The organism is Bacillus sp. FSL W8-1143 (genome assembly GCF_037965155.1).
Taxonomy (GTDB): domain Bacteria; phylum Bacillota; class Bacilli; order Bacillales; family Bacillaceae; genus Bacillus; species Bacillus pumilus.
The window spans coordinates 1712848-1732458 of record NZ_CP150182.1; the positions used below are offsets into that span (position 1 = coordinate 1712848).

Consider the following 19611-nt stretch of genomic DNA (forward strand, 5'->3'; position numbering starts at 1 on the left):
CATCCGAATAGTGGTATACGTGTGGTGTGTTTGGTATGATGGTACTACTGAAAACTTAAGTACAGAAAGGAAACAACTGACGTTGAATGAACATGAAATGACAGAAAAAGCGATCCTTGTCGGCTGTCAATTGCCGCATGTCACGGATGAACGCTTTCAATACTCAATGGAAGAATTAGCTTCCTTAACCAAAACGGCTGGCGGTGAAGCTGTCAGCGTAATGACGCAGAAGAGAAATAGACAAGACAGCGCAACATATATCGGTAAAGGGAAAGTAGAAGAGCTTGAAGTGCTTTGCGAGGAATTCGAATGTGATGTCATTATTTTTAATGATGAACTGTCTCCAAGTCAGCTAAAAGCTTTGGCAACTGCCTTAGATGTGAAAATTATCGATCGGACACAATTGATTTTAGACATCTTTGCAAAAAGAGCCCGGACAAGAGAGGGGAAGCTGCAAATAGAGCTTGCCCAGCTTCAGTATGCCTTGCCGAGACTAAGCGGACAAGGGATCAGCCTCTCAAGGCAAGGCGGAGGAATTGGCGCAAGAGGTCCAGGTGAAACAAAACTTGAAACAGATAGACGCCATATTCGAAACCGTATTCACGAAATTAACGGGCAATTATCTACAGTCAAAGAGCACCGGACAAGATACCGGGAGCGCCGGAAGAAAAATGGTGTGTTCCAAATTGCCATTGTTGGGTATACGAATGCCGGAAAATCTACTTTGTTTAACCAATTAACAGATGCAGATAGTCATGAAGAAGATCTGCTATTTGCGACACTTGATCCAATGACACGTAAGATGACATTAGCATCTGGCTATAGTGTGCTGATTTCAGACACCGTTGGTTTTATCCAAGACCTCCCAACAACACTCATTGCGGCATTTCGTTCCACTCTTGAAGAAGTGAAGGAAGCCGATTATTTGCTTCATGTCATTGATGCTTCTAATGAGGATTACGAAGGTCACGAACGGACGGTTCATGAGTTATTAGAAGAACTAGAAGCAGACCGTATACCGATGCTGACGGTTTATAACAAAGAAGATCAAATCAGACCGGATTTCATCCCATCTTCAAAGCATCGTCATCTGTTAATCAGTGCGAGACGCGAAGAAGATGTAAAGCGATTAAAAGCGGATATTATGGCAGAACTGAAACAAAACTTTTTAAAGCCATATCATGTGAAGATTCCAGCGTATGAAGGAAAGCTCATCTCCGCATTAAAATCAGAAACGCTCGTGGAATCGCTAGAATTTCAAAAAGAAGCAGAACTTTATGACATCACCGGGTTTAGCGGTGAGGAGCAGACCATATTAGGTCAAATCAAGAAGTATATGTTGTAAGAAAGGAATTAAATCAAGATGTTTCATACATTAAAACACGGCAGTATTTTAGAAAAAGTAGCAGCAGAAACAGAACAAGACATTTTTCACATGCATCAGCAAATTGATCAAAAGAGTGAACAAAATGAGTGGCGGGTGCTTGAAAGCTACCGAAAGCATAGAGTCAGTGATTCTCACTTTAACCCGACAACTGGATATGGCTACGATGATATGGGAAGAGACACGCTAGAAAAAATTTATGCGGATGTCTTCGGAGGAGAAAGCGGCCTTGTGCGTCCGCAGATCATTTCCGGCACACATGCCATTTCCATTGCGTTATTTGGTGTGCTGAGACCTGGCGATGAATTGATCTATATGACGGGAAAACCATACGATACGCTAGAAGAAATTGTAGGGATTCGCGGCAAAGAAGGGACAGGCTCATTAAAAGACTTCCAGATTGATTACAAGGCCATTGATTTAAGACAAGATGGATCCGTCGATTATGACAAAGTAAAAGAGTCAATCTCCTCTAAAACAAAAATGATCGGCATTCAGCGTTCAAAAGGCTATGCTTCAAGACCTTCCTTTACAATAGAAGAAATCGAGCAAATGATTTCATTTGTAAAAGAGATCAATGAAGAAATCATTGTGTTTGTGGACAACTGTTATGGTGAATTTACTGAATTACAAGAGCCATGTCATGTGGGAGCGGATCTTATGGCGGGTTCCCTTATTAAAAACCCAGGCGGCGGGCTTGCCAAAACAGGCGGCTACATCGTTGGAAAAGAAAAATGGGTAGAAGCTTGCTCTTATCGAATGACATCTCCGGGCATCGGCAGTGAAGCGGGTGCCTCGCTTTATGCGCTTCAGGAAATGTATCAAGGATTTTTCTTAGCACCGCATGTTGTGGCGCAAAGCTTAAAAGGTGCAGTGTTCACGGCTCGTTTTCTTGAGAAGCTCGGGTTCCAAACGAACCCGGCGTGGAATGCGAAAAGAACGGATTTAATTCAATCCGTCGAATTTGGTGATCCTAACAAAATGATTGCATTCTGTCAGGCGATTCAATATGCATCTCCGATCAACAGTCACGTCACACCGCATGCAAGCTATATGCCAGGTTACGAGGATGATGTCATTATGGCAGCGGGCACCTTCGTCCAAGGGGCTAGTATCGAATTGTCAGCCGATGGACCGATCAGACCGCCTTATACAGCCTACGTTCAAGGCGGACTCACGTATGCCCATGTGAAAAATGCGATTTGCAGTGCTGTAGATGCCTTAATGGAACAAGGTTTTATCGACATACCTGCTCGATAAAAAATTCATGTTAATATTCCTAACATAATGTTGACACATAATATAACATGACATATAATAAATTTAAGCAAAGAGGAGGAGACAGTTGAGATGAGTGATAACATTCGCCGCTCAATGCCTTTATTCCCAATTGGGATTGTCATGCAGCTAACAGAATTATCTGCAAGGCAAATTCGCTATTATGAGGAAAATGGTTTAGTATTTCCAGCAAGAAGTGATGGGAATCGCCGATTATTTTCTTTCCATGATGTTGATAAATTACTAGAAATTAAAAACCTCATCGAACAAGGTGTAAACATGGCAGGAATCAAAAAACTTTTTGCCAAAGCTGAGGCAGAACATCCAGCGTCTGATGCAAAGACCGAGGAGAAATCCACAGCGAAGCACAACTTGACAGATGATGAACTCAGGAAGCTACTGAAGAAGGAACTCATTCAGGCTGGACGTTTCCAACAAGGAACGACCTTTAGGCAGGGGGATATGTCAAGGTTCTTCCGTTAACCAATTAGCAAAAGCATTGCTATACAATTTTACCTTTTGTAGGGGAGGAGTTTTACGAAATGGCAAAATACACAAGAGAAGATATCGTAAAATTAGTAAATGAGGAAAATGTAAAGTACATCCGTCTGCAATTTACAGACATTCTCGGAACGATTAAAAATGTTGAAATTCCTGTGAGCCAGTTAGAAAAAGCTCTCGATAACAAATGTATGTTTGACGGTTCATCTATTGAAGGTTTCGTACGTATTGAAGAATCAGATATGTATCTATACCCAGATCTCAACACATTTGTTATATTCCCTTGGACAGCAGAAAAAGGTAAAGTTGCACGCTTTATTTGTGACATTTACAAGCCGGACGGGACGCCATTTGATGGAGACCCGCGTAATAACTTAAAGCGTGTCTTGAAGGAAATGGAAGACCTAGGATTTAGTGATTTCAACCTTGGACCTGAGCCAGAATTCTTCTTATTTAAATTAGATGAAAAAGGCGAGCCAACGCTTGAATTAAACGATAAAGGTGGATACTTTGACCTTGCACCAACAGATCTAGGCGAAAACTGCCGCCGTGATATCGTGCTTGAGCTTGAAGAAATGGGCTTTGAAATTGAAGCGTCTCACCACGAAGTAGCACCTGGACAGCATGAAATTGACTTCAAATATGCAGGCGCCATCCGTTCTTGTGATGACATTCAAACATTCAAACTCGTTGTCAAAACGATTGCAAGAAAGCATGGTCTTCATGCGACATTCATGCCAAAACCATTGTTTGGTGTGAACGGATCTGGTATGCACTGTAACCTATCATTATTCAAAAATGGCAAAAACGCATTCTTTGATGAAAAAGCAGACTTACAATTAAGCGAGACGGCTAGACACTTTATCGCGGGTATCGTTAAGCATGCAACTAGCTTTACAGCGGTCACAAACCCAACGGTGAACTCTTACAAGCGTCTTGTACCTGGTTATGAAGCACCTTGCTATGTGGCATGGAGTGCACAAAACCGCAGCCCACTGATCCGTATCCCTGCATCACGCGGCATCAGCACACGTGTAGAAGTGCGCAGCGTAGACCCATCTGCAAACCCATACCTTGCATTAAGCGTATTACTTGCAGCAGGTCTTGACGGAATCAAAAACAAACTAGACGCACCAGCACCAATCGACAGAAACATCTATGTCATGGACAAAGAAGAGCGCCTTGAAAACGGCATCGCTGACCTTCCTGCAACACTTGCAGAAGCACTTGAGCTGCTGAAATCAAACGAAGTCATGGTCAACGCACTAGGCGATCACTTATTCGAGCACTTCATCGAATCAAAAGAAATCGAATGGGATATGTTCCGCACCCAAGTACACCCATGGGAACGCGATCAGTATATGTCTCAGTATTAATAAAGAAAACCCCTTGGAGTTATTGGCTTCAAGGGGTTTTTAAAAAGGATTTGGTGGTCAAATTTATAGTGACCAGAATCAAAATGAAGATTGGCCACTTTTTGACCACCAAATTCAACAGAAAATTTCAAAAGCAAACAAAACTTTTAGATCAAATAAATCGATATTCACTCCATGACTGTGAGTTCGGTAAATGAAAAGTTAAATAACTTAGTGAACAGATGCAAAATGAACAGCTTGTTTTAGATAAATTCCTAAAAGATCGTGAAAACTCCAAGCGTAAAGAAGCGCTGCAATATCAGCTTGAAAAAGTCGAAAAATCAATTAACGCAAAGTATGATGATCTTATTAATGCTGAGCATGGGTTCAAGGATTTAGAAGGAAAATTGATGAACGATAAGATTATCGATATCAATAAACAGCTTTCTGAATTCACTAAGTTTATCAATTCAAATATGGAGTAAATCGGCAAGTCTATCTCTAACAATTTGATTGATAAGCTTAAAGAGGCTTTAAATGCTCTCGGTGTTGTCGTTAAGGGTAATACTACTGGCCAAAAGATCCCTCGTTTCAAGACTGGTGGATCAGTTGGTAAAGTCCCAGCTCAAGGAGCATTAGCTGTAGTAGATGATGGAGAAATTGTCCTTAATAAACAAGGCTCAGTTAACATGCTTAAAGCTGTTGAGTTTACTTAGAGAAACAAAGATAGAAGATCGAAGCAGTAGCAAAGAGCTACGAGTCAATACGAAGTATGTTTAACAATGTAGCTTCTTCAGTTGCTATCGCTAAACTTTCAGTTCTAGGATTTGAAGTGTCAGAGTCCAAGAATGTTACTAGCAATTATTCAGTGAATATGCACATCGATAAAATGGTCGCTGATGAAAAAGGGGCTTATAATGCTTTAGAATCTATTAGAAAAGGATTAAAGCAAATGAAAGGAAAGGTTTCAAAACCGAATCTATAAATTTTCAAGTGTAAATTTAAGGTGCGTAATTAAACTTATAAAACTAATTAAAGGCTTATGAGTTAATTACTATAACATTTAAATAATTTTGATGAATTTGCAATGATACCAGCCCATTCTAACTTATTTTTAATCTATATTCAATAGTTCACAACTGAATAGAATCAGTCTATGCTCCTGGATCAAGGTGTTGTCTTTAGTGATGCCTAATTTCAGGGTGAGGCTGTCGTGGCATGCGCTAACAACGTTAAACTTGAAAGAGTAGTGAAACAGCCGATGCGATAAATGAGGATAGGATATCTCTGTGCTTCCCTATTTGCACATGTATCTGAAATTAACAGACGCAACTCAGTATCAAAAAAATTGTAAACAAAATGGGAATTATGCCGATAATATAATAACTATTTAAAAGAAGAACATTTGGAGGGTGAGTAAGTGAGTTTATGGAATACTATTAAGAATATGATTTTTAAACAAGAAGCAAAAAGTACTGTGAACACTTTAGAAGAAATAGCTGATCCGCCCCTGAAAATTGATGAATATCCAAAGTTTGTGAGTGAAACTTCATACTCAGTAAAGTATGAAGAGGAAGATGCATTTTTTGAATATATCACATTCAATGTTGCTGGAGTAAGCTATTATCAAAAAGAAATAAAAAAGGCCATTGCCCAAGAAAAAGACAATTATAATTTTGAAGAAAAATATAATGGAATGACCAATACTGAAATATTAGAATACACTTATGACGAGCCTATTTTCCTTCATCAGGATGAATTTTTTTCTGATTGTTATTTGCAACTTGAGGAGGACAACGAACATGATCCTCAAGCTATTGCAGTCTATGTTAATGATTTGAAAGTAGGGCATGTTCCACTTAAAGATTATAAAAAAGGCAAGGAATTTATATTCAGATATCTTAAAGATGGTATTTCCCATCCTGTTTCATCGAGATTGTATGGTGGGAAATATAAAATTAACCGTGATGATATAAAAGTTGATACTGGTGAATCCACTTACAAAATCGAGTGTCAAATAGTTATTAAGACGAATAAGCAGTAAGACAGATGGTTTTCAAATAAGATGATTTTTTTATGGATTATCAATAATGTGTATATTGAACCATTAAAGGTATGCAACCAAAACCCTATTTACTTCATTTATTTACAAATGATAGCATAAAACCGAGGAGGGTTATTCTTAACAGCTGAAACAATATGTTGAATTACAAAAATATGCTTAATATTTGTTAGAAGTATAGCCACTAAATATTTAAAATTAGGAGTTATTATGAAAAATTTAAGCACTTCAAAAGGATTATTACTCTCAATGGTTGCTGGAGTTTCTTTTTTAACAGTCACACCTTTTGCAGAAGCAAATGCTGCTAAAGCTCTCGAAAAAGAACAGTCCTATTCTTATTCATCTGTAAAATCTTCTTTTGATCAATCAAAAGAGCCTACAATAGATGAGATTGCACAGTATTGGAATCTAAATGAAGAAGAAACAGTAAAATTCAAAAAAACTATAAAAGAATTTCAAGATAAGGAAAATGGGGAAGCCTCTGTACATGGTAAATTCACATCGGCTATAAAAGCAATAAAAGGTGCTTATGACCAATTACCGAAAAAACTTAAGGTAATGATAGGCGGTGTTACTGGGTTAGAAACGATTCTAATGACTCTAGAACATTATACAGGCGCTCTAGAACATGGTATCTATTTAGGCGCTCTTAAAGTTACTGGAAATGAAAATGCTGCGTGGTGGGTTGCTAAAACCATAATGCTGTTTGTTTTTTAAACTTAGCTAAAACATCCTAATGGTAAAATTCAAGGAGGTGCTTAATTAGATGACACAGGAAAATAAGGCATCTAAAAGTGTGTTAATTACTTTACCTATCGCTATTATAGCTGTTGTGTTGGTTTTAAGTAAAATTGATACACCTGTCACTAATGTTTTATTTTATATTGTAGCTTTTGGTGTTATGGGTTTAACTGTTTCAAGTTTAATAAAAGATCACAAAAAAAAGAAAAATTAATCACTTATGAGGGGGCTACGTTTATAGCTCCCTTTTTTTGATTTTTATTCTATTTCGGATATCTGTTTCTTGTAATAAATAGAAAGGGTAGATATGTTGATAACAAAAACACTTTCCTCGCCGACATTGAAATTCAGGTATTGATGGGTATAGTGTTAGTTACACTAATAGAATTATTAAACAAAATCATTCTTTTATATTATCCGAAGGGGATTAAATAACGAGCACTCACAATAAAATTTTTGAGAAGGTTAAATTAGACTTAACTGCAAAACATATTGATGTAACAAAACCTGGATTTTATGATGATCGAAATTTTATAGAGAATGAGAAAGTAGACTCGAAATTTTTAGAAAATTATGCAAAGTTTGTTCAGTACAAAGAATACAAGGATGATTATAAAAATCATGCACAAAAAGTTCTTTCAGTTGTTGCAGAACTATTGTATGGAGAACTAAAAACTGACGGAAGGCAAAACGCTTGTGTAAATATGGCAGGAGTGCTATCGAAGCAGAAGGAGTATGGAACTATATAGTATTTGGAGCCTTGCCAATAAATTTTCCTAAAAATAGCGGTCTATCTCAACTCCATTATTGGCCTGTTAGTTCTGGCTCCTTGCCAAAAATTGCAGCACATGCTTGGTGCGTAGTGCCTCCTTTTGGTGTAGTTGATTTAACCATAAAAAAACAAGGTTTATCTAATAAACACAAAACATTTATCCCAGACTATGTTATTAGTAACAATGCAGAAAATTATTCTGCGAAAATTGACGATTTAGTAGATGTCATGGTGAGAAGATCTAATCGTGGAAAACCTATTTCTTATTTCATTACTGGTTTTCAAGATTTCACAAAGACATTTAAACCTATAATACTTAAGAAAGAAGCAACATTTAAATATATTCCTACAGCCATTTCAGCACAAGATTTACCCTTAGAAAAAATTCGAGGATTAAAACTGAATGGACTGTACGGTAAGAATTTATATGAACAAAAAATTAAACCTGTATTACAAAGTGTATAAAAGAAGTATTTCATTAATTAAGCTCAATTTGCAGATAGGGAGATGTTACCTGTCTGCTTGTTTTTTAATTAAATACTAATGAAGTTTATTAAAAACAAAGGGTGGGGGCATGATGCCAACACCTTATTCGTCGTTCTTTAATTTATAAATTGTCGTATATAAAATAAAAAAAGAAAGTAGGAATTAAATGTTAAACATCAAAATTGATGAAGAAGAAGTTAGAAAACTATACATAGATGAATTGGAGAAACACTTAAAGAAGCTTGACAATGAAAAGCTGTTTTGGAATACTAAGGAGCTGGAATATCAGACAAGTATGTGTATGAACACTATGCAAAAAGAGTTTTTCTTTGATGAAGATTTCCTAAGAGAAAGATAGGGAACAAGTGGTATTATCCTGTATCTCAAACTAAAGAATTCTTATTAAAATGGATCAATAATAAGTAAATCAATGGGGCTAATTTCATTGTGATTTTGACCACCAATGGATAATTTAAGATGAATTAAGGAGAGGGTTCTATCTGACAAAGCGTTGATTTAATAGGGTTAAGAAACAACAAATTACATATATTAAGTAATAAATTATATTTAGAACCCAAGTACACCCATGGGAACGCGATCAGTATATGTCTCAGTATTAATCAAGAAACCCCTTGGAGCTATTGGCTTCAGGGGGATTTTATTTTGGTCTCAATTTATATTAAAAAAAGAAGAAAATGGGGTGTGAATCTATATTTAAAAAGAGAATAGGCGTTCCTAAAGAAAATGTTTTAAAGTTGTTTCTACGCCACCAACTTCAATACCACTTCTAAGCAATTCTCATGTTTTAAGCATCAACTTGCTCTTCTTTTTTGTACTAAATCCACCTTTAGAAAGCTCTGTTACTTCCTGTGTTACAGGATCCATATGTATAATTTTTTACTGCCATGCTGTTCCTCTTTTAATGCACTCTACATAAAACATACCTTTTATAGAAACGTATTTTTGCATTTTGCGGGATACCGAAAATTTTTAAAATGACCACCTTGACTTTACATATGTTGTAAATATCGTGTTAAAATTATACAAAGGAAATGAGAGCAAGGGGGTAATGGGATGTCGGGTTTGATTTCCTCTGTAGATGTAGCAAACACTCTCAACAAATGGTATTTACATATTAAAAAGAGGGAAGTTTCACAAGCAGTAGAGTTGAGGGATGAGATTCAAGAGATGTTAGGCGAAATGGAAGAAAATCAAGATGTTTTACTCTATTTCAATATTCTTGATTATAGATTTAAGGTACTTATGGAAGATTTAGTGGGGCAGCCAACAATAACAGAAAGCGAAAGAGTCAAAACAGATGACATGTTAAGGTTTTACTTTTATCTTTTCAAAGGTATGTACGAGAGTGCAAGGAATAATTATTCAGAAGCTCTAGTCCTATTTAGAGTAGCTGAGAGACAATTGGATAAGGTACATGATGAAATTGAAAAGGCTGAGTTCCATTATAAAATTGGCACACTCTACTATTTCAATAAGGTCACGCTCCTTTCTCACCATCATCTACAAACAGCAAAAGATATCTATAAAGGTCATGAAGGCTACAGCATACAGACCATAAACTGTAATATGTTGTTGGCACTGAATTTGATTGATGATGGTAGACTAGACAAAGCTGAAAAAATGCTTTTGGAGTGTGTTGATAGACTAATTGAGAAGGATGATAAGAGATTGTTAGCGTTGGCTTATTATGATTTAGGATTTCTCAAAATTCAGGATGACCACCATATAGAAGCCATTGAATATTTTAACAAAGCAATTTTCGCAGATGATCTAAAACAGTCAGCCCCTGTTTCATACTTACAATGTGCGTATGAATTTGCAAGATCAAGCTATAAATCAAATCAATTGGATCAGGCAATAAGTTGGGTTGCTGAGGGGAAATCCTTTTCTAAAGAACAGCAAAACACAAACTTTATTTTGAAATTCAATATCCTTGAGAAATGTTATACAACACCACGGGAAAGCTATGAGGATATCAAGAAAGGGCTATGTTTTTTGGAAGAAAGAAAAGCATATGTTGATATAGAGGCTCTAGCTCCTGATGTTGCATCCATTTATAAGAAGTTAAATCTTTATGAAGAAAGTAACTACTTCTTGGAATTGGCTTTAAAATCTTGTACGCTTATAGGAAAGGAGGTCATATGATCATGAAAAAAATAATGATGATGATTACTACTGCTTTGCTATTAGGTACAATTCTTGGAATGCCTGTTGGACAACAAACTCAAGCTGATGCTAAAAATGAGGTAGTGTTACTTTTCTCTAGAGGTGCAGGTTCATAAAAGCGATAGGGTTTTAATCCACCACTACGGAGGATAATTGGTTAAAAAACGATAAAATGGATTAAAGTGTCAGACTCCTTATGGTATTCTAGTAAAAGAATATTCCATAAAAGGAGTCTTTTTTATATGAAAATATTAGATGCTCCATCTTTACTATCAGCTGTCGAACAGAGGTCAAAGGCCTATCATGAGCTTCAAGAAGAGATGAAACTTGTGAAAAAAGCATTAAAAGGTGTATCGGGATTAGGTGATGAGTTTACTGGAAAAGGTGCAGATAATATCAAAGCTTTTTATAATGATCTTGCACTATACGCAGACACTTATCTTGATTTTATCGATATGCAAAAAGCTTTTTTAGATGGAGTGAAAGGAAAGCTGGATGATGAATCATTAGGCGGGAGTACATTTATTGATGAGCACTTCCTAGATGCTCAATTGAAGCAAGGCATTCAGAATAATAAAGATATGGTCAAGGAACAAAAAGAAGCTCTTTCCACTATTTTTGACGATATCAGTGATTTAATTGAATTACACACATTTTCAAGTAAAGAGGTCAATGAACATTTAGACGATGCGAACAAAAAAAGAAAAGAGACAATTGATGCTTTACATAAAATAGATCATGAGCTAAAAACAGAATACGCAAAGTCAGAAGAGATTGAGAATCACCTCAAAACTTTTTATACAAAAATGATGGCTGCTACAGGAAAAGGTAAGAACGCTCAGCCCATGTATTATGATGCAAAAGCATTTCATGAGACAGATGTGTACAAGAATCATGATAAAATCGATGCACAGGTGAAAGCATATTTAAAAGTGAAAAAAGAAGAAAAAGAGAAACGAAGAATCAAAGAATTGAAAGAAAAGCTCAATGATCCCTCGTGTATATCAGAAGCGAAATACTTTGAGATTGTAGACGAAATTGGATATGAAAATCTTTCTTACGATCAAAAAATGTATTACAGCCAGCTGCTCCAAATCAAAGCGCAGGAAGAAGCATCAGAGGTATTCGTTGATAGTGTAAAAGGTGCTGCAGTTGGTCTATATGATGTGGCCAAAGATACAGTAGTTGGCATTTACGATCTTGTAACAGATCCTGGTGGTGCCGTAGAATCAGTCGTTACGGCTGTTTCTCATCCAATTGAAACATCGAAAGCGATTGGAAAATCAATTTCAGACTCATTCCAAAAAGAAGTCATAGATGGTGATGCGTATTCTCGTTCACACTGGTTCGCCTATGCGACTGGTTCACTAGCAGAAATCGTCTTTGGTTCCAAAGGGGCAGGAGCCATCACAAAAACAGGGACAACCGCGGCCAAAACTACAGTGAAGAAAGGGCTTGAACAAGGAGCAAAATCATTAGACAGAGTCTCTATTCCGAATCTATTGCCGTACTCACCAAAGTTTCAAATGGCTGGTGGACCGAAGCTTCCGTACAATGTATTTGACGGCGAAAATCTCAAAAATAAACTCCTCTCCATGGCAAAGCGTCTCGACAACAATTCAGGCTACGGAATCTCTAAGACAGGCAGACGATTACCAGCACCTAAATCACCACCGGCTGTTGTCAGTTACGGAGATCACTATGTGAGATGGAAACGTAAAAAAGTATTAAAACCAAATGTCGTTTATTCAACAAAGCAAGGCTACACCTACACAACCGATCACTACGGACGTATTGTCAAAGTTGAAGCAAGTGATTTAAAATACGGAGAGGTCAAAAGAAACCAATACGCCCAATCTAATTCAGGCAAGCCAGATCGATTACTGGATGATGATGGTGGTCATTTAATTGCGTCAATTTTTAAAGGGTCTGGGGATATTGATAATCTTGTGCCGATGAATTCACAGATTAATCGAAGCGGTGGGAAATGGTACAAGATGGAGCAAACATGGATAAAGGCTCTTAGTGCAAATCCGCCCAAAAAAGTTAATGTAGAAATTAAACCGCTATATATAAGTGGCTCATTGAGACCAACTGAATTTAAAGTGACTTATACAATAGAGGGAAAAATGAAAAGAACTGTTGTGATACAGAATCAAGCAGGAGGTTGATAAGAAGATGCAGCATCAAGCAGATCTATTTCAAAGAATCGCAAAAGAGGTTAACGAAATCATCCCAACTGAATGGTATAAAGCTGTGCTTTATGCTGAAGTGCTAGAGAAATCATCTGAGGTGTTTTTTTTCTTTAAAAAGGACTGTAATACAGAGTATATATATTCTCATGATATTCCAGAAACGTTTAATGTAAGTGAGAATATTTATGAAGATTTACTTTTAAATTTACATGCTTTGTTTAAAGAATTATGGCTTACTGATAAAGAAATTAATAATGATGTGTGGACTAGTGCTACATTAAAATTAAATAACAAAGGTGAGTTTTCCATCGAATATGATTATATAGATATATTGGAAGATGGATTAGATGAAGTTCAAAAACAAGAGATATGGATGTATCAAAATATTGGAATACTTCCAGAAGACCAGGAAGATCGAGAATTTGTAATTGAATATATGAAGAACAAAGAAAAGAATAATAACTAGTTTGCATAGAATAAGAGGACCGTTCCAGACAGAATGGTCCTTTTATCTTTTAATCGAAAACGAAAATTCACTTATCTAAACCGATAAACCGTCACTTCACAATCACTAAGCACCTCTTCAATCATGCCTTCCACAATCGCCCAATCGCCGCCCGCCAGTCCGCAGCCGATCCCGTAGGGAATGGCGATGGAAGTATGGTTTTTCTTTTCATTTGAATGGGTTACTGTGTCTTTTAGGCTTTGTAAGCAGCTGCGTAAGGCATCGTAGTCCGTTTGCATTCTTTTTCTTCCGTATCCGGTTTGAGCAAATAAGTTGGCAATTGTTTTTCCGTCATTAGTTGTGATGAGTTGAACGGAGCTTAACAAGTCATCTCCTTGTTCTGTACATAATTCTTTATACTCTTTGTACACATTGGGGTATTTGCTTTTGATTTGTTTGGCTAATCCAGCGCCCATGACCCCTTTACAGTTCACCTGGTGACAGATGATGTCTTCACTTGCCTCTAAAATGTTGCCATCCACTGTTTTGATCATATCGTGTAACCCCTTTTTCATAAAATAGAAACATAAGTTCTATTTTATCAGTTTTGACCAAATGATTTAATAGCAAAATGCTTTTTATGAGTTTCGTTTATTTGAAGACACTTCAGAATAACTTGATTGTCAAAGCTGGTGCATGTCATCTAAAATATGAAGAGACTAGAAAACACGAAATAAAGCAAAAACAGTGAGGAGTCATTTATGAATCAATTAGAAACGAATCGTTTAATGCTTAGACCGTTTTGCGATGAAGATGCAGCAGGGATGCTTGAGTACTTGTCTAATCCAAGAGTAAATTGTTTCCTCGCTGATCGAATTTCTTCATTAGAAGAAGCTTTGGCTATAGTGAAAAAGAGAAAAGAAGACCATTCATATGTAGCGGTTTGTTTAAAAGAAAGTGGGCAGATTATCGGTGAGTTGTTTCATTTAAAAGAGGATCCTGATACGTATTCAATCGGCTGGAATTTCAATGAAGCATATGAAGGAAAGGGATATGCACGAGAGAGCGCTGTGGCGCTTTTGTCCTATTTATTTGTAGAAAAGGCAGCAAGGCGGCTTTATGCCTATGTAGAAGATGATAATGTCCGTTCGCAGGCATTATGTGAGCGATTAGGCATGCGGAGAGAAGGCCTTTTTCTTGAGTTTATTTCATTTACTACATATGAGGATGGCACCCCTAAATATGAAAACACGTACCAATATGCTTTACTAAAAAAGGAATGGGAGCAGCGTCACTCTCTATAGAGCAGTAAGTAAATGATGTCAGTGACAGCAAAGTGACAAACATGTCATATGGTTCCATGGTTTGTTCGTTCAATCGATGGAAGAGTCATCTTATTTCAATTATCCTTATCATAAATCGAGGAAAAAGGAATGAAATGAGATGAAGCGATATAATGAAGATTTATTTAGGTGGGTGAATCAGCTCAGTATCGATCATGGTTATTTGAATCCGATATTCATTGGACTAGCTGAATATACTGTGCTGTTAGCAGCGCTCACGTGTCTGTTCATATGGTTTCAAAATCGAAGTGAAACCAATAGGGGGATGGTGGTATCTGCTGGACTTACTTTCATATTGGCAGAGTTAATTGGGAAAATTGCAGGATTTTTTTATTCCAACCAGCAGCCCTTTGCCGAAATGAGTCATGTCAATCTTTTGATTCAAAAGGAAGTGAATAACTCTTTTCCGAGTGATCATACCATCTTGATTTTTTCTGTATGTCTGATCTTTTGGCTTTTTCACAAACGCCATGTTTATTGGCTGATCATAGCGTGCGCCGTTGGTTTTTCAAGGATATGGGTAGGTGTCCATTATCCTTTTGATGTCTTAGCAGGGGCTGTCATAGCGAGTTTAACAGCGGTCACTGTTGTATATTTGCCGATATGCCAAAAGAGCGTGAATGCCATCTTGTCATGTTATGAGTGGCTTGAGCAGAACGTTGTAAGGAAGAGAACAAAATAACATGTTGCAGCAAAATGCCCCGATCTAATAATGGCTCAGATCGGGGTACTTTTTATTTTCGCCAAAACGTTGTACAATCCGCTTTGTCTTCGATATTAAATTCGATGATTTTCTTTAGGAGAGGATAATCAACTGGCAAGCTTTCCTTCATGCGAAACATCTTTTTTCCATGATCGTAACCAGCTTGTACAATTTCAGCTGAAAAGTGATCAATTCCTTTTCCTTCTGGTGCGACAGAAATGTGATGTTTTGCCACGCTAAACCCAATAATAAATGTGCCATGGTCTGTGAACATGGGCTGATTCCAAGCAATTTTTGGTTCTAATTGAGGGAATGTGTCTAAAATCCATTGTAAAATGTCTTGCGTGCGCTGCTTCAGCTCTGGGTTACCAATGTTGCTTACATACTCTTCAAACACATGCATGATGTTTTATCCTCCCATTCCATCTACCTCATAAGCCTCAGACGGGATTCGAACCCGCACTCCTTTCGTAAGCATAGGCTAGGGGCAACACGCTTCCCTACGGAATTTCACCGACAGGAGTTTCGCCTGTCTCAGCTCATGTGCTTTTCGGTGCTTCTGAAACCCTTGCCTTGCGACCCGCTAGCTACAATTTGTTTTACGGCGCTCTTCCCTTCTAGAGCTACTGAGGCGCGGAAGTTATTGATCATATTATATAAAGAAACTGGATAAATGAAAAGCTGCGCTGATAATAAGTTTACTGATCTTTAGACGAATCGCACAAAATAGTCATAGGCACATATGATAAAAGACCATATGGTTTGTGTTTGTATACAGCATTGAATTGGGCTGATGGAAAGTGACAAACCTGTTGATGAGTAAACTGAAAGAGATCAATATTCAAACAAAAAATGAAAAGCTTTACTCACAAATGTCCAATAAGTTCTCCTTTATTGCTCATCAGGAAATATGCGGAATCTTTCTACTCATTGGTGTTCTTTGATAGAAGTGTCCAACAGGAATAACCGATCCTGCACAATTGTAACCGCTAACTCAATGTACGCCTCCAGTGCTTGTTGTCCTAGGCGGGACAGCGGTTTCTTTGCCTAATAATCAGAGTTTAGATGGTTTTACGGCAAGTGGTGGAAATACGATTTTTACAGTACCAGTCTCGGGTCGCTATTTCATCACTTATCAAGTGAACACAAATGCAGCGCTGCTTGCTGGAACAAGGCTGGTTAACAGCGGATCTGCCATTCCTGGTTCTATATTAACACCCGCTTTATCGGCATCACTCATTACAACACTTGCAGCAGGTAACCAAATTTCTCTCCAAATTTTCGGTTTAGTCGCAACAGTGGTGTTACTTGGGGGAGGTTCTGTTGGAGCGGCACTTACCATCATACGATTGGAATAAGTACAAAAAGCCCCCAAAAAGGGCTTTTTTCATTTCATCCCGAGATGATTGTTTATTTTAAAACCGAAAAAAGGCGGAATTTTTACGCAAACATCATTGGTTAGAAAAAAGAAAAGCTTTTTCAAAGGAAACGGTTATTGAAGATTTAAGTGATTCATATTAAAATGATCTCGAATGGACTAATTAGCAATTGCTAATAGAAGTTCCATATTTAGTGAAATCATGTGATGCAGCTGAAGGTGATTGGGGGTGTAGAATGAGCAAGATTCCTGTTGCGGAATTGGCATCATTATTAAATGACTGGAACATGGAAATTAAAAAAGATCATGCAGATGAGGCAGAACGGCTATTTGCTAAAGCGAAACAAGCAGTAGAGGAAATTGATGATGCGGACATCCTTATGTACTATTCTCTTCTTGAGAAGAGGCATCACATTCTCATGTACAATTTAAGAGGTCAAAAGGGCAGTGTTTCAACGAAAAGTATGGAAGGTCTCCACGGGAAAAAAGAGGATGACTTATCTAACCGCCTTGCCTACTATTTTGATTTTTATGAGGGTGTGTATGAGCAGCATCAAGGTAATTACGAGGTTGCATTGCAAATGTATCAAAGTGCTGAAAAGCTCTTAGATAAAATTCCAAGTGAGATCGAACGTGCTGATTTCGATTTTAAGGTGGCCTGGCTTTACTACCGGCTTAGTCATATCATGCTCTCATTAAGCTATATCAGGAGAGCCCTTCACGTTTATAAACGGCACAAGCATTATGAAAGAAGAACGGCACTTTCATATTCCCTCATAGCGGCGAATCAAACAGAGATCGGCCGGTATGAAGAGGCGCTTGAAAATTATCGTTTGGCGGAAGAGGTTTTGACAAGCGAGCAGGATGATTTTATGCTGGCTCAGCTTCATCACAATGTGGCCATTTTATATTCATTTTGGAATAAACCGAAAGAATCAATACGTCATCTTGAAAAAGCATTGTCCCATCAAGAATATTACGAGACGGATTTCTTTTTCCATTCTACGTATCTGATGAGCCGGGAACTCTGTGTGATTGGTGAAAAGCAGCGTGCAAGCCACTATATAGAGGCTGCGTATGCGAGAATAAAAGATGCTTCTCATGAAGTGTTTCAGCTGAAAATAGGCATCGTCCATGACCTTTACTTAACGAATGCACCACAAAGATTTCAACAAATTGATGAGAAATTAAGAAAGTTAGAAGAGAAGAATGAATATCATGAAGTAAAAGAGCTTTCACATTTTGCGGCTAAGTATTGTGAAAAGCAAGCACTTTATGAGCAGTCTGTTTTTTATTTGAACAAAAGTTTAGAAGCGGATTTACATATGAAAAGAATGGGGTTGATTTAAGATGAAAACAGGTTTAAAAGTATTATTCGTTGTAGGTTTAGCGATCGCTGCGTCAGTTCTGACTCAAAACGTTGCGGGTTCTTTCGAAGTAGCAGAAAAAATCATTGGTGGTTAATCCACCATTTATCTCTTGCCCTTGTTGATTATCGTCAGCAAGGGTTTTTTGTCTTTTAATAGGCTCTTCTTATTAAACGCTACAAGAACGTTTAATAAGAAGAATTCGCAACAAAGGGGGTGTGCAAATTTGTTACCTGCCTCATTATTCTAAATAAACATAGGGCAGAGCAACAAGTTAAAAAGGTCACCTTTCTTTGCTTAATTTAATTTTTTGCAGGACTTTTCATTCAAATTTTCTCAAATTGGTCTATTGTACATAGAAGTAAAAGAAAAAGCGGGAACACCGCTCCATTTGTCATGCATATGATGTGATGAAGTGTATCTAGAAGGTAGGTGATTGTATGGACCCACGGGTGTATGGAGGATTTCACGGAGGCGGTTTTAGCGGAGGAGCAGTGGGGCCACATATTGGCTTTGGCGGGTATTATGTGAGCCCTGGCGTGTTCTCTGGTTTAGGAGGTTATCCTGGATATGGTGGATTCGGGACATTTTCTGGATACCCGTACGGCTCCACGTTCATTATGGGGCGCCCTCCTGGTTTTTATGTAAGAAGTTATTAGTGGTTTCATTACAGAGATTGAAATAGCCATCTTTCGATTGGCTATTTCAATTGATGAAAGTGCTTGAATGCAGCAGTGATCACAATGAGCCCTAGGATAGAGATAGGCAGCCAAATGATGATAAACGGATCGAATGCATCTGTGTATGCCGCTAATGCAGCACCTAGGCAGTAAAAGACAATAGAGCCTATTCGCATGAAACTGACATGCTGAATGGGAGCTGTTCTTTTTTCCCGATGTGAAATGCGCTGAGCCAAATCCTCAAATAGGTTGGCGAGTGTATTCGTTAGAACCGTTGTGGAAATGCCAGCCACATTTAATTTGCGGGCGGCCGCTGTCTGCAGGCCCATGGCCATGCTTAAAAGGATAATGAGCATAAAATAAGCACCTTGTGTATAAGGGAAAATGGTCATGAGAACAAATAGAAGCAGTATCAGGACTTCTATGATAAAGATACGTGTAACGGCTTTCGGCCAAAATGTTTTCTCATGCTTTCCGCCTATCACAACAGCAAGTAAAATCCCTAATACAAATCCACTCAGTGCGGTGATGGAATGAAGGGCCGTAAGCTGCAAGGAGCTTCCTGCTGCAATGCCAAGCAGCACAATATTACCTGTCATATTGGCTGTAAATACATGCCCTAAGCTCAAATAGCCAATCACATCCACAATACCTGCTGCAAGGCACAAGAAAATAAGTGCTATATTTCGAAATGAATGTGCGGTCAAAATGGTCATCCCTTTCTTACTCTCTAA

The 19611-nt window shown here is 37.8% G+C and carries 22 protein-coding genes and 1 pseudogene; 20 read left to right on the plus strand and 3 right to left on the minus strand.

Going from position 1 to position 19611, the window contains the following annotated elements; translation table 11 throughout:
• Positions 1-82: 82 nt before the first annotated feature.
• The 15 genes and pseudogenes from hflX (at position 83) to NSQ36_RS08550 (ending at position 13427) form a co-directional block, all read left to right on the plus strand.
• Positions 83-1345 (plus strand): GTPase HflX, encoded by a 1263-nt coding sequence (gene hflX, locus NSQ36_RS08480; protein ID WP_339162182.1) that lies wholly within the window; start codon positions 83-85, stop codon positions 1343-1345.
• 18 nt (positions 1346-1363) lie between these two features.
• Entirely contained in the window at positions 1364-2644 is a 1281-nt protein-coding gene (locus NSQ36_RS08485; protein WP_106032484.1) for an aminotransferase class I/II-fold pyridoxal phosphate-dependent enzyme, read from the plus strand.
• Between the two features lie 90 nt (positions 2645-2734).
• Positions 2735-3145 (plus strand): MerR family transcriptional regulator, encoded by a 411-nt coding sequence (locus NSQ36_RS08490; protein WP_050944935.1) that lies wholly within the window; start codon positions 2735-2737, stop codon positions 3143-3145.
• A 59-nt stretch (positions 3146-3204) separates the two neighbouring features.
• A complete protein-coding gene (gene glnA, locus NSQ36_RS08495) occupies positions 3205-4539 on the plus strand; it encodes a type I glutamate--ammonia ligase (protein WP_003211015.1) in 1335 nt (444 codons plus the stop codon).
• A 221-nt stretch (positions 4540-4760) separates the two neighbouring features.
• A complete protein-coding gene (locus NSQ36_RS08500; RefSeq protein WP_339207196.1) occupies positions 4761-5003 on the plus strand; it encodes a hypothetical protein in 243 nt (80 codons plus the stop codon).
• Positions 5004-5290: 287 nt separating this feature from the next.
• The gene (locus tag NSQ36_RS08505; RefSeq protein WP_310426716.1) at positions 5291-5503 is read left to right on the plus strand and encodes a hypothetical protein; all 213 of its coding nucleotides are present in this window, start codon (positions 5291-5293) and stop codon (positions 5501-5503) included.
• Between the two features lie 435 nt (positions 5504-5938).
• Positions 5939-6562, plus strand: coding sequence for a hypothetical protein (locus NSQ36_RS08510; protein ID WP_310426714.1), 624 nt, complete (start codon positions 5939-5941; stop codon positions 6560-6562).
• A gap of 228 nt (positions 6563-6790) precedes the next feature.
• On the plus strand, positions 6791-7297 hold the full coding sequence (locus NSQ36_RS08515; protein WP_106032486.1) for a hypothetical protein: 507 nt from the start codon (positions 6791-6793) through the stop codon (positions 7295-7297).
• 49 nt (positions 7298-7346) lie between these two features.
• Complete coding sequence (locus NSQ36_RS08520; RefSeq protein ID WP_003211444.1) at positions 7347-7535, plus strand: hypothetical protein; 189 nt, start codon at positions 7347-7349, stop codon at positions 7533-7535.
• Positions 7536-8015: 480 nt separating this feature from the next.
• Positions 8016-8558: a hypothetical protein gene (locus NSQ36_RS08525; RefSeq protein ID WP_327840718.1), complete on the plus strand. Its 543-nt coding sequence runs from the start codon at positions 8016-8018 to the stop codon at positions 8556-8558.
• A gap of 187 nt (positions 8559-8745) precedes the next feature.
• Positions 8746-9005: pseudogene (locus NSQ36_RS08530) on the plus strand (group-specific protein).
• Positions 9006-9653: 648 nt separating this feature from the next.
• Entirely contained in the window at positions 9654-10745 is a 1092-nt protein-coding gene (locus tag NSQ36_RS08535; protein ID WP_310426708.1) for a Rap family tetratricopeptide repeat protein, read from the plus strand.
• A gap of 2 nt (positions 10746-10747) precedes the next feature.
• Positions 10748-10882 carry a hypothetical protein gene (locus NSQ36_RS08540; protein ID WP_257736826.1) on the plus strand — a complete coding sequence of 45 codons (135 nt, stop codon included), beginning with the start codon at positions 10748-10750 and terminating at the stop codon, positions 10880-10882.
• A 126-nt stretch (positions 10883-11008) separates the two neighbouring features.
• Positions 11009-12937, plus strand: coding sequence for a T7SS effector LXG polymorphic toxin (locus tag NSQ36_RS08545; protein ID WP_339207199.1), 1929 nt, complete (start codon positions 11009-11011; stop codon positions 12935-12937).
• A gap of 7 nt (positions 12938-12944) precedes the next feature.
• On the plus strand, positions 12945-13427 hold the full coding sequence (locus NSQ36_RS08550) for a TIGR01741 family protein (RefSeq protein WP_137054597.1): 483 nt from the start codon (positions 12945-12947) through the stop codon (positions 13425-13427).
• A 71-nt stretch (positions 13428-13498) separates the two neighbouring features.
• Here the strand turns inward: NSQ36_RS08550 and NSQ36_RS08555 are convergent, their stop codons facing one another.
• Entirely contained in the window at positions 13499-13960 is a 462-nt protein-coding gene (locus NSQ36_RS08555; RefSeq protein ID WP_137054596.1) for a macro domain-containing protein, read from the minus strand.
• A 207-nt stretch (positions 13961-14167) separates the two neighbouring features.
• On the opposite strand from NSQ36_RS08555, the gene NSQ36_RS08560 reads away from it, so the two are divergent.
• Both NSQ36_RS08560 and NSQ36_RS08565 read left to right on the plus strand, forming a co-directional pair.
• Positions 14168-14710 (plus strand): GNAT family N-acetyltransferase, encoded by a 543-nt coding sequence (locus tag NSQ36_RS08560; RefSeq protein WP_137054595.1) that lies wholly within the window; start codon positions 14168-14170, stop codon positions 14708-14710.
• 139 nt (positions 14711-14849) lie between these two features.
• Positions 14850-15431, plus strand: coding sequence for an undecaprenyl-diphosphatase (locus tag NSQ36_RS08565; RefSeq protein WP_268458598.1), 582 nt, complete (start codon positions 14850-14852; stop codon positions 15429-15431).
• A 52-nt stretch (positions 15432-15483) separates the two neighbouring features.
• On the opposite strand, the gene NSQ36_RS08570 is transcribed toward NSQ36_RS08565, so the two are convergent.
• Complete coding sequence (locus tag NSQ36_RS08570) at positions 15484-15855, minus strand: iron chaperone (RefSeq protein ID WP_339207203.1); 372 nt, start codon at positions 15853-15855, stop codon at positions 15484-15486.
• Positions 15856-16495: 640 nt separating this feature from the next.
• On the opposite strand from NSQ36_RS08570, the gene NSQ36_RS08575 reads away from it, so the two are divergent.
• The 3 genes from NSQ36_RS08575 to NSQ36_RS08585 all read left to right on the plus strand — a co-directional run bounded on the left by NSQ36_RS08575 (position 16496) and on the right by NSQ36_RS08585 (position 18856).
• Entirely contained in the window at positions 16496-16810 is a 315-nt protein-coding gene (locus tag NSQ36_RS08575) for a hypothetical protein (RefSeq protein ID WP_339207205.1), read from the plus strand.
• 256 nt (positions 16811-17066) lie between these two features.
• Positions 17067-18179 (plus strand): tetratricopeptide repeat protein, encoded by a 1113-nt coding sequence (locus NSQ36_RS08580; protein ID WP_339207207.1) that lies wholly within the window; start codon positions 17067-17069, stop codon positions 18177-18179.
• Between the two features lie 458 nt (positions 18180-18637).
• Positions 18638-18856: a hypothetical protein gene (locus tag NSQ36_RS08585; protein WP_339207208.1), complete on the plus strand. Its 219-nt coding sequence runs from the start codon at positions 18638-18640 to the stop codon at positions 18854-18856.
• A gap of 41 nt (positions 18857-18897) precedes the next feature.
• Here the strand turns inward: NSQ36_RS08585 and NSQ36_RS08590 are convergent, their stop codons facing one another.
• Entirely contained in the window at positions 18898-19593 is a 696-nt protein-coding gene (locus NSQ36_RS08590; protein ID WP_310426692.1) for a YoaK family protein, read from the minus strand.
• Positions 19594-19611: the final 18 nt, after the last annotated feature.

What these genes read in the sequence shown, in the direction of transcription:
- NSQ36_RS08485 (WP_106032484.1), top strand. Translation starts at nt 1,364, where the DNA reads ATGTTTCATACATTAAAACACGGCAGTATTTTAGAAAAAGTAGCAGCA.
- NSQ36_RS08490 (WP_050944935.1), top strand. Translation starts at nt 2,735, where the DNA reads ATGAGTGATAACATTCGCCGCTCAATGCCTTTATTCCCAATTGGGATT.
- glnA (WP_003211015.1), top strand. Translation starts at nt 3,205, where the DNA reads ATGGCAAAATACACAAGAGAAGATATCGTAAAATTAGTAAATGAGGAA.
- NSQ36_RS08500 (WP_339207196.1), top strand. Translation starts at nt 4,761, where the DNA reads ATGCAAAATGAACAGCTTGTTTTAGATAAATTCCTAAAAGATCGTGAA.
- NSQ36_RS08505 (WP_310426716.1), top strand. Translation starts at nt 5,291, where the DNA reads ATGTTTAACAATGTAGCTTCTTCAGTTGCTATCGCTAAACTTTCAGTT.
- NSQ36_RS08515 (WP_106032486.1), top strand. Translation starts at nt 6,791, where the DNA reads ATGAAAAATTTAAGCACTTCAAAAGGATTATTACTCTCAATGGTTGCT.
- NSQ36_RS08520 (WP_003211444.1), top strand. Translation starts at nt 7,347, where the DNA reads ATGACACAGGAAAATAAGGCATCTAAAAGTGTGTTAATTACTTTACCT.
- NSQ36_RS08535 (WP_310426708.1), top strand. Translation starts at nt 9,654, where the DNA reads ATGTCGGGTTTGATTTCCTCTGTAGATGTAGCAAACACTCTCAACAAA.
- NSQ36_RS08540 (WP_257736826.1), top strand. Translation starts at nt 10,748, where the DNA reads ATGAAAAAAATAATGATGATGATTACTACTGCTTTGCTATTAGGTACA.
- NSQ36_RS08545 (WP_339207199.1), top strand. Translation starts at nt 11,009, where the DNA reads ATGAAAATATTAGATGCTCCATCTTTACTATCAGCTGTCGAACAGAGG.
- NSQ36_RS08550 (WP_137054597.1), top strand. Translation starts at nt 12,945, where the DNA reads ATGCAGCATCAAGCAGATCTATTTCAAAGAATCGCAAAAGAGGTTAAC.
- NSQ36_RS08555 (WP_137054596.1), bottom strand. Translation starts at nt 13,960, where the DNA reads ATGATCAAAACAGTGGATGGCAACATTTTAGAGGCAAGTGAAGACATC.
- NSQ36_RS08560 (WP_137054595.1), top strand. Translation starts at nt 14,168, where the DNA reads ATGAATCAATTAGAAACGAATCGTTTAATGCTTAGACCGTTTTGCGAT.
- NSQ36_RS08565 (WP_268458598.1), top strand. Translation starts at nt 14,850, where the DNA reads ATGAAGCGATATAATGAAGATTTATTTAGGTGGGTGAATCAGCTCAGT.
- NSQ36_RS08570 (WP_339207203.1), bottom strand. Translation starts at nt 15,855, where the DNA reads ATGCATGTGTTTGAAGAGTATGTAAGCAACATTGGTAACCCAGAGCTG.
- NSQ36_RS08580 (WP_339207207.1), top strand. Translation starts at nt 17,067, where the DNA reads ATGAGCAAGATTCCTGTTGCGGAATTGGCATCATTATTAAATGACTGG.
- NSQ36_RS08585 (WP_339207208.1), top strand. Translation starts at nt 18,638, where the DNA reads ATGGACCCACGGGTGTATGGAGGATTTCACGGAGGCGGTTTTAGCGGA.
- NSQ36_RS08590 (WP_310426692.1), bottom strand. Translation starts at nt 19,593, where the DNA reads ATGACCATTTTGACCGCACATTCATTTCGAAATATAGCACTTATTTTC.